Raw genomic sequence first — 13257 nt, forward strand, 5'->3', positions numbered from 1 at the left:
AGATGGAGTGAAAGAGGGAATTTCCTTCTTGATGTTGAAGCTATCTAGTAGGGATTGTCCGATAATCAAGGTAAAGGAGCCGATAGAACATGGACTTGGGACTGACAGGAAAAGTCGTGTTAATCACCGGAGGAAGCAGAGGGATAGGCCTTGAAACCGCGGTTACTTTTGCGTTGGAAGGGGCCAAGGTTGCGATTTGTGCACGGGATGAGGCGCAGTTAAAAGCTGCGGCAGACCATATCCGACAAGCAGCGGATATCGAAACGCTAACCATCGCAGCGGATGTTACGAAACCTGAGGATTGCATACGAGCGGTGAACGATACCGTGCAGCATTATGGACAGCTTGATATTCTGGTGAACAACGCCGGAACCGCCGCTGCCAGGCCATTTGAGCTGATCGACGACGAACAATGGGCATCGGATCTGGATCTCAAGCTGTTTGGCGCGATTCGATTTGCCCGTGCAGCTGTCCCTCATATGAGAGAGTCCGGCGGGGGTGCGATTATTAATGTCACGACATCCTGGGCCAAAACGCCGCCGGCCTCATCCATGCCAAGCAGCGTCAGCCGCGCTGCAGGGCAAGCCATGACCAAGGCCATGAGTCACGATTTGGCGAAAGACCAGATCCGGGTAAACACCGTATGCATCGGAACGATACGCAGTGCACAGCTTGAAGCGCGTTGGAAACGTGAATCACCGGAACTCGCTTGGGAACAGTATGCCCGGGACCCGCGCCATAACATTCCGCTCGGACGTATTGGAAACACGGAAGAAGCGGCAAAGGTTATCGTATTTATGGCATCCGATGCTGCTTCCTATGTTACAGGCACTTCCATCAATATTGACGGGGGTTCAGCTCCGTCTTTGTAAGCCGTTAGCAATTAAGAACGCGGGAGGTCTTGGATGTGAAGCATGAGGTCGTGATCGGAATCGATGGAGGTGGATCGCAAACACGCGTCATGGTCAGCGATTTGTATGGAAATATTCTCTCCTATGCCGTTGGTGGAGCCTCCTCGATACATAAAGACAGGAATGCACATAAGAATGTTCAGCAAACCATACGCATGGCACTTACCATGGCAGGCTGCAGATTGGATCAAGTCAAGGGTCTGTATGCGGGAATAGCGGGTTACGAGTCGGATCAAGACATGGAGTGGGTAACTCGTTTAACCGCGATCGAAGGACTCGGTTGCCCGAAATGGTACGTGAACGATTCTGTTGTCGCGCACACAGGTGCATTCATGGGGAATCCAGGAATCGTTGTTGTGTCGGGGACGGGATCCATGATTCTGGGAATAACCGAGCGAGAGATTCCTATCAAAAATGTGGATTTTCACCATTACGCCGCCAGCGCAGCGAGATTTCTATCTTATGATGCTGTGTATCAGATGTTGGCCGGGAATATTCATCCATCCGATGAATCGTTGGTCCGTCAAATCCAAACCTATTGGGGAGTCGAAAATAGGGACCAGCTTCGAATGTTGGCGTTATCGGGCTTTATAGAAGATCCACAAGAGCGGGACAAGAAGTTCGGGGAGATGGCTCCACTTATCACGACAGCAGCTGAAGCTGGAAGCCCATTAGCTCGGAGCGTATGCGATGAAGGCATGAAACAAATCATGGTAGGTGTTGAGATTATAGGTTCATTTTTTAAGTCGGATCATGTATCGGTAACCGGCATCGGGAGTGTCGTAAACTGCGCTTATATGAAATCTAAGCTGATAAACAGCTTGCAATCTGGCATCAACAAGCAATATGAATTTCAGAACCCTCAATTATCGGCGGCTGCCGGCGCCGTGCTTATGGCATTTCGCAGTTTGGGTCTGCAGGTGGATTCCCAAAGGGTTGAATCCATGCGCAGGCACCCTCATGCTACATGGTAGAATTCATTTTTTCATAATTTATATTATGTAAACTGAGGATCATATGTAGTAAGAGCCCCATTTGCCTAATGATGTTCTTCTCATAAGGATGTCGTAATTTTATATATGATTTGTCGCATAGTTGGACTAAAAAAACGAGTGAGATGTGATACCTTATATGTGGATGTCATGGCAGCTAAGTTCATATCCGGAGACCGAAGAGATGTTGTGGCAGAATTACATACATAAAAGCCCGCCTGCTCTTTAAGGCGTTATGGATAGGCAGGACTTTATATTTGAAGTGATTAAAAATTAATGAAAAGTGATGGTGATGATTCATGTCTAAGGTGTATCGAATTGGAATTATCGGCTGTGGCGGTATCGCAAACGGGAAGCATCTGCCGAGTTTAAGCAGATTGAACAACGTGGAGCTTGTGGCATTCTGTGATATCGTCCTTGATCGGGCAGAAGCTGCTGCTAGCAAGTACGGGATTGAGGAAGCTAAAGTGTATAGCGACTATAAAGAGCTGCTGCAGGATCAAAGCATCGATATCATTCATGTTCTGACGCCTAATGACTCGCATGCTGAAATTTCCATTGCGTCCCTTGAAGCAGGTAAGCATGTAATGTGCGAGAAACCGATGGCAAAAACCGCTGCGGATGCCAAGCGGATGATGGAAACCGCAGAGCGCACAGGCAAGAAATTGACGATCGGATACAATAACCGATTCCGTGAAGACAGTCTTTACCTGAAACAAGTATGCGAAGCCGGTGAGCTCGGAAATATTTATTTTGCCAAGGCTCATGCCGTACGGAGAAGAGCGGTTCCAACTTGGGGCGTGTTTTTGGATGAGGAAAAACAAGGCGGCGGGCCGCTTATCGATATCGGTACGCATGCTCTCGATTTGACCCTCTGGATGATGGATAATTACAAACCGAAGATCGTCCTCGGTACCACTTACCATGAATTGTCTAGCAAGGAGAACGCGGCAAATGCTTGGGGGCCATGGGATCCGGAAAAATTCACCGTTGAGGATTCCGCATTCGGTATGATTGTAATGGAGAATGGCGCGACCATCATGCTGGAATCCAGCTGGGCGCTCAATACGCTGGATATCGATGAAGCTAAATGTACGCTGAGCGGTTCGGAAGGCGGAGCCGACATGAAGAACGGTCTTCGCATCAACGGCGAGAAATTCAGTCGTCTGTACACCAACGAGATCGAATTGAATTCCGGCGGAGTGGCGTTCTATGACGGGAAGAAGGAGCAGGCTCCGGATGTTGAGATGAGAAGATGGATCGAGGCGATCGATCAGGATAAGGATCCTGTCGTAACCCCGGAACAAGCTTATGTCGTATCTCGAATTTTGGAAGCTCTCTACGAATCCGCAAAACTCGGCAAAGCCGTTTACCTGGACTAAGTTTAGATTTATATGATGATTTAATCATGCAAAAGCCCTGATGTTCAGGGCTTTTTTTATGTCGATCATATTGAATCTAGCAAAACTGTGGATAGGTGATGGGGAGGAATGGGATATAGTATAGATTAATGGGGCATAATAAGCTCATTACATCATGAAGGCAGGGTTATATGAAATGATATTTATTTATAATGATTACGGTGGAACCCATACAACCTCGTTGGCAGCCGCGTATCATCTAAATAAATTACCCACGCATCGGCAGCTTACTACAGACGAGATTCTGGCGGTTGACTATTTCAATAAACTCAATACTTCCGACATGGGCAAACTCGTTTTCCACGGGCTGGATGAGAACGGGAATCCGGTATACACACTTGGAAGGGGCTCATCCAAAGTTGTCATTCCAGCTCTAAAAAATTTGAGCCTTATCCTTCAAGACAAATATCAGAACTCAGAGCCGATTGTATATTCCAATACTTCGCCTACCGTTCCATTGGTCATGACAATTGGGGGATTTTTAACTAAAAGATTAAAATTGAGTTTTATAGGCGATCCATTATTAATCGCAGGGGCGAAGCGGTGCTGCAGCAACATCCGTGAACTGGTTCTACATACCAAACAAACCGCAGCCTCGAGGTCTGGAACAGAGTCTGTAATCGTTATGGAGAACAAAAATTTCTCCGCATAGCTATTTGATATCCGCACTGAGAAGATAATCCGGGATTCCACAGGTGTATCTTCTTTTTTATTAGCCCAAATATGCCTCAGCGTTTCTGTTATAGAGCTGAATCGTATGATACAAAATCACTCAATTTTCGTTCAGCCGCGTCATCCTGTGAGAGTGGATGTTATCGAAAATTCCCTTGGCCTGCTTGGTACACAGCAATGTGCATCAGACAGTTTACAGCTGGTTTTCTTCGGTAATAATGGGGGAATAGCATCTGAGAGAGGGAGGATGTTCCCATGCGGTATCGAAGAAGAACCGGCCATCCCATCAATAACCGCATCAAAGATACCCTACCGGCTAACACATCGATTACAGATCCCGATGCCTTAAGCCCGGATATACAAAGCAATCTAAACCATATCAGAGCAGCCCTTGGCAACAGCACCGATATCGTGATCAGGGAAATTCCGCTGGATGAAGAGGAGATACACTATATCGCTATCGTTTATACGGACGGTTTGGCGGATCAAAAGATCATCTCGGAATCCATCATGATGGTTGTAGCAGATATTGCGAAATCCCGGGTCAGGGAAGATTCGGAACATTCGAAACCATTCGACGGGCAAAAGATATTAGAACAAATTTCCCTCGTCAATAATGAGATTCAGTCTATTACCGATTATAAAAAGTTGTTCCATTCCTTATTGTCGGGAGACACCATTTTTCTGGTAGATGGATTGAATCGAGGCATCGCGGCAGGTACACGCGGTTGGAAGGACCGCGGGGTCATGGAAACATCGGCGGAGAATGTCGTCCGCGGCCCGCGCGAGTCCTTTTCGGAGTCGCTGCGTACGAATACAGCCTTGATTCGCCGGAAAATCAAGGATCCTCAACTGTGGATGGAAACGCAACAGATCGGTCGAGTGACGCAGACGGATGTCGCCATGATGTACATTAATGGCATTGCAAACGAAAAAATTGTCGGGGAAGTCCGGACCCGGCTTGGACGAATCGATGTGGACAGCATCTTGGAGAGCGGCTATATCGAGGAGTTGATCCAGGATAAGACGTTAACTCCTTTTCCTACCGTTTATAATACCGAACGTCCGGATGTGGTTGCGTCCGAGCTGCTGGAAGGAAAAATTGCGATTATCGTGGACGGGACTCCGTTTGTTCTGATTGTTCCGGCTCTCTTTGTCTCTTTCTTGCATGCTGCGGAGGATTACTATCAGCGCGCGGATATCAGCTCTTTCCTGCGCTTGCTGCGCTACCTGAGCATATTTATTTCTTTGCTTGGACCTTCCCTCTATGTTGCCATAACCACCTTTCATCACGAAATGCTGCCGACAAGGCTCCTGTTCGGACTGGCTGGGCAGCGTGAGCAGATCCCGTTTCCTGCCTTTGTCGAGGCGGTCCTTATGGAGGTTACCTTCGAGATCCTTCGGGAGGCAGGCGTGCGGCTGCCCAAAAATATCGGATCGGCGATTTCCATCGTAGGCACATTGGTGATTGGGCAAGCCGCTGTTGAAGCGGGGATCATTTCGCCCGCCATGGTCATCGTGGTTGCGATCACGGCAATTTCAAGCTTCGTCGTTCCATCCTTTAATATGTCCATTGCTTTTCGGATGCTCCGGTTTCCGTTAATGGCTCTTGCCGGATCCTTTGGCCTGTTCGGCATCTTAGTGGGGATCATCGCCCTAATTCTCCATTTGTGCAGCCTACGCTCGTTCGGCGTTCCGTACATGTCACCTTTCGCGCCGTTAATTCCGGAGGGGCAAAAAGATACGATATTGCGGCTCCCGCATTGGATGCTGCTGAGTCGCCCCCGACTGATGAATCAGAACAACCAAAAGCGCAGAAAAAGCACACCACCCCAAAAATCGCGGGAATAGATTATTGCAGACCAGCGGGAAAGTGAGTGAAATGGATGAAACGGATCACGGTGTTGATTCTCCTGCATATTGTCATCATGCTTCTTCTAAGCGGTTGCTGGAATCGCAGGGAATTGAACGATCTGGCCATAGCGGTAGCCGCTGGGGTGGACTGGGAGGAAGGCCGCTATCGTTTAACTGTCCAGGTTGCCAATCCCGGGCAGCTCACCGCCAAAAGAAGTGGAGGTCCCCAAGCGCCTGCTACATTGTATACGGCAGAAGGGGACACTATTTTTGAAGCCTCGCGGAGGATGACACAGATCAGTCCGCGGAAAATTTATTTTTCCCATTTACGGATGTTTCTTATGGATGAGGCAATGGCAAAGGAAGGGATTGCCAAAGTTCTGGACTTGCTATCCAGGGATCATGAATTTAGACCCGATTTCTACTTGGTTGTGACCAAAGGAGCAACGGCGGAGGAAACGTTGAAAATCATGACGTCCCTGGAAACCATCCCTGCAAATAAACTTTACGAATCGCTGCAAATCTCCGAGAAGGTATGGTCACCCAGCATGGCTGTAACACTGGATGAATTGATAAGCGATATGACCAGCAGCGGCAAACACCCCGTGCTTACAGGATTGATCATAACTGGGAATCGGGACATCGGAAAAACGAAGAAGAATGTAGAAAATATTAATACGCCAAGCCAATTGAAATATTCGGGGCTTGCCGTTTTCAAAAGGGACAAGCAGATTGGGTGGTTAAACGAGAAGGATAGCAGAGGGTATCGACTTATTACGGGGCACGTGAAAAGCTCTGTAGATTTCATACCTTGCCGGCGGAACGATGGCAAGGTTATTGTGGAGACGCTTAGGTCCGAAACGAAGCTGAAGGGAAGAATGGTCCAATCCCGTCCTCAAATGGATATCCGTATTAATATGGAGGGAAATATCGGCTCTGTAGAGTGCGGCGGCTTGGATCTGTCTCACCCTGATACCTTAAGAGACCTCGAAGTCCAAATGGAAGAAAGACTTACCCAAAGCTTAGAGGCGGTTATCGCTAAAGTACAAACGGAGCATAAAGTGGACATCTTCGGCTTCGGGGAAGCTTTTCGCCGTGCGCACCCGAAGGCGTGGAAAGGGATGAAGGACGAGTGGGAAGACCGATATTTTCCGAATCTCGAGACCCATATCCAGGTGGATTATAAAATCCGGCGTACAGGAACTACCAACGATTCATTTCTAAATGATATCAAGGAATGAGGCGATTTCATGCTCAACTTCGCGATTATAGCGGCTTCAGCCGGGATCTTAACCTGGCTGGAGCTGCCGAGGATGCTCCGGGAAAAAGAATACAGGGAAATCTGGGGGTTCGCGGTATTCATGCTCATTGGCATGGGAATCAGCGTGGCTCAAACGGTCATGAAAGATATCCCAACTCCCTTGGCTATGATCACGGTCGTATTCAAGCCGCTCAGTGATTGGCTTACTGCCATCGGTTTGATCCAATAAGAAAAGGAGCGGGAAAGATGCCCGTAGTCAAAATTTCACTGCGTCAGGTCAGCATATTAACTGCCTTGTATACGATCGGAAGCGCTATTCTTATCGTTCCTTCGAGTATGGCTTCCATTGCTAAGCAAGATGCATGGATTGCCTGCTTGGTCGGTACCGGCCTCGGATTCATCATTCTGGCGCTGCAGCTGCAATTGTTCAAAAAATATCCGGAAACGAATTTAATGCAGTTGTCCGAGAAGCTTTTTGGAAAATGGATCGGCAAAACGATAAACCTTCTCTTCCTGCTTACGTTGTTCCTAGGCGGTCCCGCTACGGTGTTACATGAGATCGGTATTTTCATGACGATCCAGATGCTGCCGGAAACTCCGATTCAGGCGATCATCTTCCTATTTGGGGCCCTGGTTGTGCTTGGGGTGCGTTTAGGCCTTGAGGTGCTGGCTCGTTCAGCGGAAATGCTCTTTCCATGGTTTCTTCTTCTGTTTCTATCCATGAGTTTATTATTATTGTCAGAGATTAAATGGGAGAATGCTATGCCGATTTTGGAATCGGGGATTAACCCCTTCTTTCCAGCCGCCGTCTCTTTCGTTAGCATTACTTTTCTGCCGAATGTCGTGTTGATGATCATCTACCCGGGGGCCGTCAACCGACCGTCAGAAACATACAAAGCCGTTTATATCGGCAGTTTATTCGGAGCGATGGTGTTGTTTACGATTATTGCCTTAACGATCTTGGTACTGGGTCCAGACATAACAGCAAGAAACCTGTATCCAAGTTATATGCTGGCAAAAAAAATCAATATCGGCAATTTTCTTCAGCGGATTGAGGCGGTCATGGCCGTGATGTGGTTTATCACTTTATTTTATCGAATTTCCTTGTTTTTCTATGCCATAGCGATTGGGGTAAGCCAAATATTTAATATTAAAAACTATCAGCCTCTGGTCGTTCCGCTCGGTTGGATTCTGGCCGCGGTTTCCGTCTTCATCTATCCCAATGTTCCATTCAAGTTGGTATGGGATACTAAGACCTGGATTCCGTATACGATTACCATCGGATTTATACTCCCGCTTTTGTTGTTCGGCATGCACGGATTGCGTAAAATTGGTTCCAAAAAAAACAAAAAGTCCTCGAAATCCGCCTAAACGGTTGGAGGACAAAGTGGGTTAATTGATAATCCACAGAAATCGCTATTGAAATGGAAATAGCTTAGCTTGTGCGATCCGTCTACTTGTAGACGGTTTTTTTATGTTGAGCCGGCAGGAAAGGGAAGTTTATCTATTGCGCACTAATAGATGAAGTCACTCTGACATTATTAAGGAATAACGGCGATTGTGATTTATGTCAAATTCTTAGGTTTATCACCGATCAAGCCCAACAAAAACATTTGAGAATAAGCGTAGCCTCTATAAGTCTTGGATAAACACGAAGGAATCGTAAGGTCGAGATCCATATAGGTCGTCAAGATCAACTGCGTAAACTCCTTCTGGTTCGTCAAGGAATGCTCTTGCAATTGTTTAGCGAATTCCTTGTTGACATGTTCCCTTCCTCCCAATGCTTGCTGCAATTGGTATCCTGCCAAATATAGCTCGGCAGCAGAATCTTCATCCGTTCTTCGATGCTCCGCTACATAGTTGCCAATCCAGTCGCGAACAAGAGTAGAAGGGTCCGTATTGATCCTATCCATTGTCTGAAACCGACTGAAACCCTGCGTACCTGGCAGTCGTATATGATAATTGTCATCTCTGACATCGTTAACGGGAGGAGGAGATAAAACCCGTGGTCAAGCAACGCAAAAATAAACCCAGTCGTACAGGTATCCATACATATAAGCAGAAAGCGAGAAAACAACGTAAACGATCCGAAGACACCCGCTTCGATCGGTTCTGGTTTCGGATTATGGAAGCGATCGGATGGATTATCCTGCTTGGATCGCTTCTAATGTATTGGAATTCCGCCCGGCTCACGACCATTATAAACAAAGCTCAGCCGGTCCATCATTTGACATCCGAAATGACTGGCTATGTACGTCTCGAAGGTCAGGCTGGGGGAGAAGCGGCATATACGGATGAAGGCAAGCTCCAGGATCTTTATGCTCTGCTCCAGAAAGAGCCGTTCCGCTGGGAATGCGGCAAGGGTGGTTGCGATTACAAGCTGGATGATAACGGAAGCCACCAATCATGGGGAAGTTCAGAGCTTAACGGAGTAACGGTTCAGGCGGAACGGTTCAGGTTTTACACGGACTGGCTTCCGCTGAATTTTGCGACGGTTGACCCGAAACATGTCTCCCTGATTTACCAAGGAAATTCATCCCGACCGCTGCTGATGGAAAGTCCCAAGGGTACGGCTTACGGTTATTATGCCGTCTCCCCCGGGGATTGGGTGACGGTAATTGGCCGGGCTAACAAAGGCCAGTTGGAAGCCTTTCCCTTACCGGGGGACGATACGAAACATCCTGTTCTGCTGATCGGTACGAGTGTGGAACAGATGGTGTCGGAAGAGAAAGGAGTCCAGTCCGTGTATTTAATCATTTCTTGTATCGTCGCATTGATGCTGCTCCCTAAAATGATCGGAAGAACCAGGCGAATCACTCCATGGTTAAAGACTAGAAGAGCGAGATAGTATGAACTGCATACGGAGGCGAGGATCATGGCTGCGGGGAAGACCGCGGCTCTTGATCCAAGGGTGCAGACACATTTGACATGAATAAAAACGAGGAGTAAAATGAATTCGCAGCTGCTTGAACAATTGTTCAAAACGAACGTTCAAATCAAAGAATCAACTTAACGAATAATTGGAATAGCAAATACATGTAGACAGGTAATGGATATCGAATGGTAAACGAAGAACAGGTACAAAATCAGGAAAAGGACGTAAAGCAGAAGATTTTAGAGGCAGCGAAGAAGCTGTTTGCCGGAAAAGGTTTTGAAGGCACCAGCGTCAGGGAAATTTGCGACGAAGCAGGCGTTGCATTAGCGCTGGTATCCTACCATTTCGGAGGAAAGGACAAGCTGCTCTATGCTTTGTTCGAACCGCTTAATGAACATTTTGCGAAGCTGTCCTTCAACTTGGCGGAGCCAATCAACGCGCTTGAAGCGTTTATCCGTGGTTTTGTTGCATACCGTTACGATAACGAAGAGTTGATTCATATCCTGCAGCAGGAAATGATGATGCAAAGTCCCCGGCTCAAGATGCTTTCGAATGCCTATTATCCTTCTTGGGTACATCTAAGAGCCATACTGGAAGCAGGGAAGAGCCAAGGCGTGTTTCAGTTCGAATCGATTGTGTACGCCGTCCATTTTGTGATGGGGGTCGTTATCTTTTCCAGACAGAACCCGTTCCTCGAGCCAGTGTTCGGCGATTTGCCCCCTGCGGAGGACAACGCCGCGCAGGCAGCTGAGCATATTATTCGTCTTGTCTTGAACGGTTTGCATTCATCGTGAACAGCAAAGGGGATAACATCATGAGAGCAGCGAAAATATACGGAACTAAAGACATCAGGGTTGAAGAAACGGCCATTCCTCCTCTTGAAGCGGGAAAGATACTCCTCAAAGTGGATTATGCAGGCATATGCGGAAGCGACATGCATGAATATGTAGCGGGTACATTTCCAATCCGCACGCAGCCGGTTCTCGGACATGAATTCTCCGGTACGGTCGTTGAAGTAGGAGAAGGCGTAACCACTGTGGAGCCCGGTGATCAGGTGGCCGTTGAACCACTCATCGCTTGCGGCCATTGCTCCAATTGCCGAAGAGGAATGGTGAATCTGTGCTCGAACAGCGGCGGGAGCAAGCGAAATCATCGTCGTGGAAGTATCCGATGACCGCCGGGAGAAGGCGCTGGAGCTAGGTGCAACCCACGTACTTAACCCGGTTGAAGTCGATGCAGTTGCACGAATCAAGGAGCTGACGGACGGAGGAGTGGACGTAGCCTTTGATGCGGCGGGTGTGCAGGCTACATTCTTGAGCGGCGTAAGTGCGGTGAGAAAAGGCGGGGAATTCAAGGTTGTGAGTTTGTGGGAACAGCCGGTCACCTTTAGCCCGAACAGCTTTGTAAAGACCGAAGCCAAAATTACCGGTTCTTACGCTTACGCAAACCTGTTCCCCGAGGTGATTCGATTGCTCGCCGGAGGTATCATTGATGGGAACAAGGTCATCACAAGCCTCATACCGCTCGGCGATATTGTCGAGAAAGGCTTTGAAACATTGGCCAATGATCGAAAACAATGCAAAATTTTAGTTGATATGCACTTGTCCTAATGAATCAGCCCTACCAAGATCTCTATGGTAGGGCTTTTCTATACTGTACCTTACGCCGAATTTAATGGGAGGTGGAATTATTATCCACTCAGTCTTCATCAAAGGCATTTTTTTATATATAATTAATTCTTACATAATTTCATAAACCACTCTTAGGTTAATAAAAGCAAAGCGAGGTGAGCGTGATGGAGGATACCATCACCATTGTAGAATATGACCAGAGCTGGGCGGAAGCTTTTGAATCCGAAAAAGAAGCGCTTCTTTCGGGACTTGGTGCCGAAGCGGCAGCCATCGAGCATGTGGGGAGTACCGCGATTCCCGGGCAGGCATCCAAGCCGGTGATCGACATCTTTGTCGGTTTGACGCCGCTCCGGCCGGTCGCCTATTATGAATCAAGGTTTGATCCGGCTAGCTATACGCATATTCCAACCGGAATGCAGGGGAGATATTTATTTGCCAAGCGTACGGAAGGAAAGTGGACTCATAATGTTCACCTTATGATGTATGATGCGTTGTTCCATACGAGAAATGAAATTTTGCTGCGAGATTATTTGCGTATTCATCCGGAGCTTGTCACGCAGTACGGCGCAGTAAAAAGGGCGGCTGCCCTAAACGCAAGTTCCATGGAAGCCTATACGAAGGAGAAAACCGCTTTTATTCAGATGGTTGTGGATGCGGCCCGAAGCGAGCTGGGCCTTCCGCTGCAGAATGTGTGGGAAGATTAAGATTAAAAACAGCACGACCAGCGCTATCAAGGTATACGCTGGTCGCATGAAATTTAATGGGGATATGCCGTATCAAATTCGACGCCGCACGGACCGCCATTCGGATTGATGTCGAGATTGACTTCCGTCCCGTCCTCCCGGAATAATGGCCGATAGAAAGCACCGATCTTGGCAGCCGAGGCGTTGGCGTAGTGGCAGATGAAGGCTCGGCGAAAACGGTTGGATTTGTTACGGTAGGAGCCGTGGATCAGGTTGCCGTTAAAGAACAGCACATCGCCTTTGTCCATGATCGCCGGGAGGGCCTTGCTATCCTTGGGCGGCTTTACGAAATGGGTGGTGAACGACTCGTTCGAGTCGGCTTCCTCCGGGCACACCAGAGCATAATCACTTGTTTTCGGAACGACGAGCAACCCGCCGTTCTCTTCATTAGACGCATCGATTGCGGTCCACGCCGCGATACAGTTACCCGGCTCGACCTGCAGGTAAAAGTTGTCCTGGTGCAGCGCTTGTCCGCGGGAACCCGGGGGTTTGTAATAGAACATGCTTTGAGCCGCGAGTGCCGGCTCGCCATACAAATCGGCCAGTACATCCATAACAGGCTTGTGCAGCATATATTTCATCGCGGTCGGATTAAAGCGGTGCGGATGCATCACACGGGGATAACGCTTCAGCGGTTCGACAACTTCCTCATCCAACACCGGCTCAAAGTGGCCAGGAACGGTAGTATGGCTGATCTCCTCAAACGTTGCTTCGATTTCCGACACCTCCTCCTGGCGGAAGAGCCCTTTTACGATTAAATAACCTTCCGTTTCGAACAATTGCAACTGTTCTTGAGTCAATACTCTTGGCTGCTTTTGCATGGGAATGCCTCCTGTACGTTTATTGTTTTTCCTATTGACAATAGAATATCGCCTGCTTAACTTGAGAGGAAGTCAG

At 48.1% G+C, this 13257-nt stretch carries 15 protein-coding genes; 13 read left to right on the forward strand and 2 right to left on the reverse strand.

Going from position 1 to position 13257, the window contains the following annotated elements:
• The first annotated feature begins 89 nt into the window (after positions 1 to 89).
• From BJP58_RS00715 to BJP58_RS00750, 8 genes are all read left to right on the forward strand, one after another.
• On the forward strand, positions 90 to 872 hold the full coding sequence (locus BJP58_RS00715; RefSeq protein ID WP_194542363.1) for an SDR family NAD(P)-dependent oxidoreductase: 783 nt from the start codon (positions 90 to 92) through the stop codon (positions 870 to 872).
• Positions 873 to 907: 35 nt separating this feature from the next.
• Positions 908 to 1885, forward strand: a complete 978-nt coding sequence (locus BJP58_RS00720; RefSeq protein WP_194542364.1) for an N-acetylglucosamine kinase — start codon at positions 908 to 910, stop codon at positions 1883 to 1885.
• A gap of 317 nt (positions 1886 to 2202) precedes the next feature.
• Positions 2203 to 3285: a Gfo/Idh/MocA family protein gene (locus tag BJP58_RS00725; protein ID WP_194542365.1), complete on the forward strand. Its 1083-nt coding sequence runs from the start codon at positions 2203 to 2205 to the stop codon at positions 3283 to 3285.
• A gap of 175 nt (positions 3286 to 3460) precedes the next feature.
• Positions 3461 to 3976, forward strand: a complete 516-nt coding sequence (locus BJP58_RS00730) for a DUF3189 family protein (protein ID WP_194544761.1) — start codon at positions 3461 to 3463, stop codon at positions 3974 to 3976.
• 275 nt (positions 3977 to 4251) lie between these two features.
• Positions 4252 to 5847: a spore germination protein gene (locus BJP58_RS00735; RefSeq protein WP_194542366.1), complete on the forward strand. Its 1596-nt coding sequence runs from the start codon at positions 4252 to 4254 to the stop codon at positions 5845 to 5847.
• A gap of 35 nt (positions 5848 to 5882) precedes the next feature.
• Positions 5883 to 7091 (forward strand): Ger(x)C family spore germination protein, encoded by a 1209-nt coding sequence (locus tag BJP58_RS00740; protein WP_194544762.1) that lies wholly within the window; start codon positions 5883 to 5885, stop codon positions 7089 to 7091.
• Positions 7092 to 7100: 9 nt separating this feature from the next.
• Positions 7101 to 7340 carry a hypothetical protein gene (locus BJP58_RS00745; RefSeq protein ID WP_194542367.1) on the forward strand — a complete coding sequence of 80 codons (240 nt, stop codon included), beginning with the start codon at positions 7101 to 7103 and terminating at the stop codon, positions 7338 to 7340.
• Between the two features lie 17 nt (positions 7341 to 7357).
• Positions 7358 to 8482, forward strand: coding sequence for a GerAB/ArcD/ProY family transporter (locus tag BJP58_RS00750; protein ID WP_194542368.1), 1125 nt, complete (start codon positions 7358 to 7360; stop codon positions 8480 to 8482).
• A gap of 194 nt (positions 8483 to 8676) precedes the next feature.
• Here the strand turns inward: BJP58_RS00750 and BJP58_RS00755 are convergent, their stop codons facing one another.
• Complete coding sequence (locus BJP58_RS00755; RefSeq protein WP_194542369.1) at positions 8677 to 9024, reverse strand: hypothetical protein; 348 nt, start codon at positions 9022 to 9024, stop codon at positions 8677 to 8679.
• A 92-nt stretch (positions 9025 to 9116) separates the two neighbouring features.
• Between BJP58_RS00755 and BJP58_RS00760 the strand changes: the two genes are divergently transcribed.
• The 5 genes from BJP58_RS00760 to BJP58_RS00775 all read left to right on the forward strand — a co-directional run bounded on the left by BJP58_RS00760 (position 9117) and on the right by BJP58_RS00775 (position 12321).
• Positions 9117 to 9959, forward strand: a complete 843-nt coding sequence (locus tag BJP58_RS00760) for a hypothetical protein (RefSeq protein ID WP_194542370.1) — start codon at positions 9117 to 9119, stop codon at positions 9957 to 9959.
• A gap of 212 nt (positions 9960 to 10171) precedes the next feature.
• Positions 10172 to 10780 (forward strand): TetR/AcrR family transcriptional regulator, encoded by a 609-nt coding sequence (locus BJP58_RS00765; protein WP_194542371.1) that lies wholly within the window; start codon positions 10172 to 10174, stop codon positions 10778 to 10780.
• Positions 10781 to 10800: 20 nt separating this feature from the next.
• Positions 10801 to 11160, forward strand: coding sequence for an alcohol dehydrogenase catalytic domain-containing protein (locus BJP58_RS33405; RefSeq protein WP_233354844.1), 360 nt, complete (start codon positions 10801 to 10803; stop codon positions 11158 to 11160).
• Positions 11144 to 11596, forward strand: coding sequence for a zinc-binding dehydrogenase (locus BJP58_RS33410; protein WP_233354845.1), 453 nt, complete (start codon positions 11144 to 11146; stop codon positions 11594 to 11596). Before BJP58_RS33405 ends, BJP58_RS33410 begins: the two co-directional genes overlap by 17 nt.
• Positions 11597 to 11781: 185 nt before the next feature.
• The gene (locus tag BJP58_RS00775) at positions 11782 to 12321 is read left to right on the forward strand and encodes a GrpB family protein (RefSeq protein ID WP_194542372.1); all 540 of its coding nucleotides are present in this window, start codon (positions 11782 to 11784) and stop codon (positions 12319 to 12321) included.
• Positions 12322 to 12374: 53 nt separating this feature from the next.
• Here the strand turns inward: BJP58_RS00775 and BJP58_RS00780 are convergent, their stop codons facing one another.
• Positions 12375 to 13181 (reverse strand): phytanoyl-CoA dioxygenase family protein, encoded by an 807-nt coding sequence (locus BJP58_RS00780; RefSeq protein ID WP_194542373.1) that lies wholly within the window; start codon positions 13179 to 13181, stop codon positions 12375 to 12377.
• Between the last annotated feature and the right edge of the window lie 76 nt (positions 13182 to 13257).

Source organism: Paenibacillus sp. JZ16, assembly GCF_015326965.1.
GTDB lineage: Bacteria > Bacillota > Bacilli > Paenibacillales > Paenibacillaceae > Paenibacillus_AQ.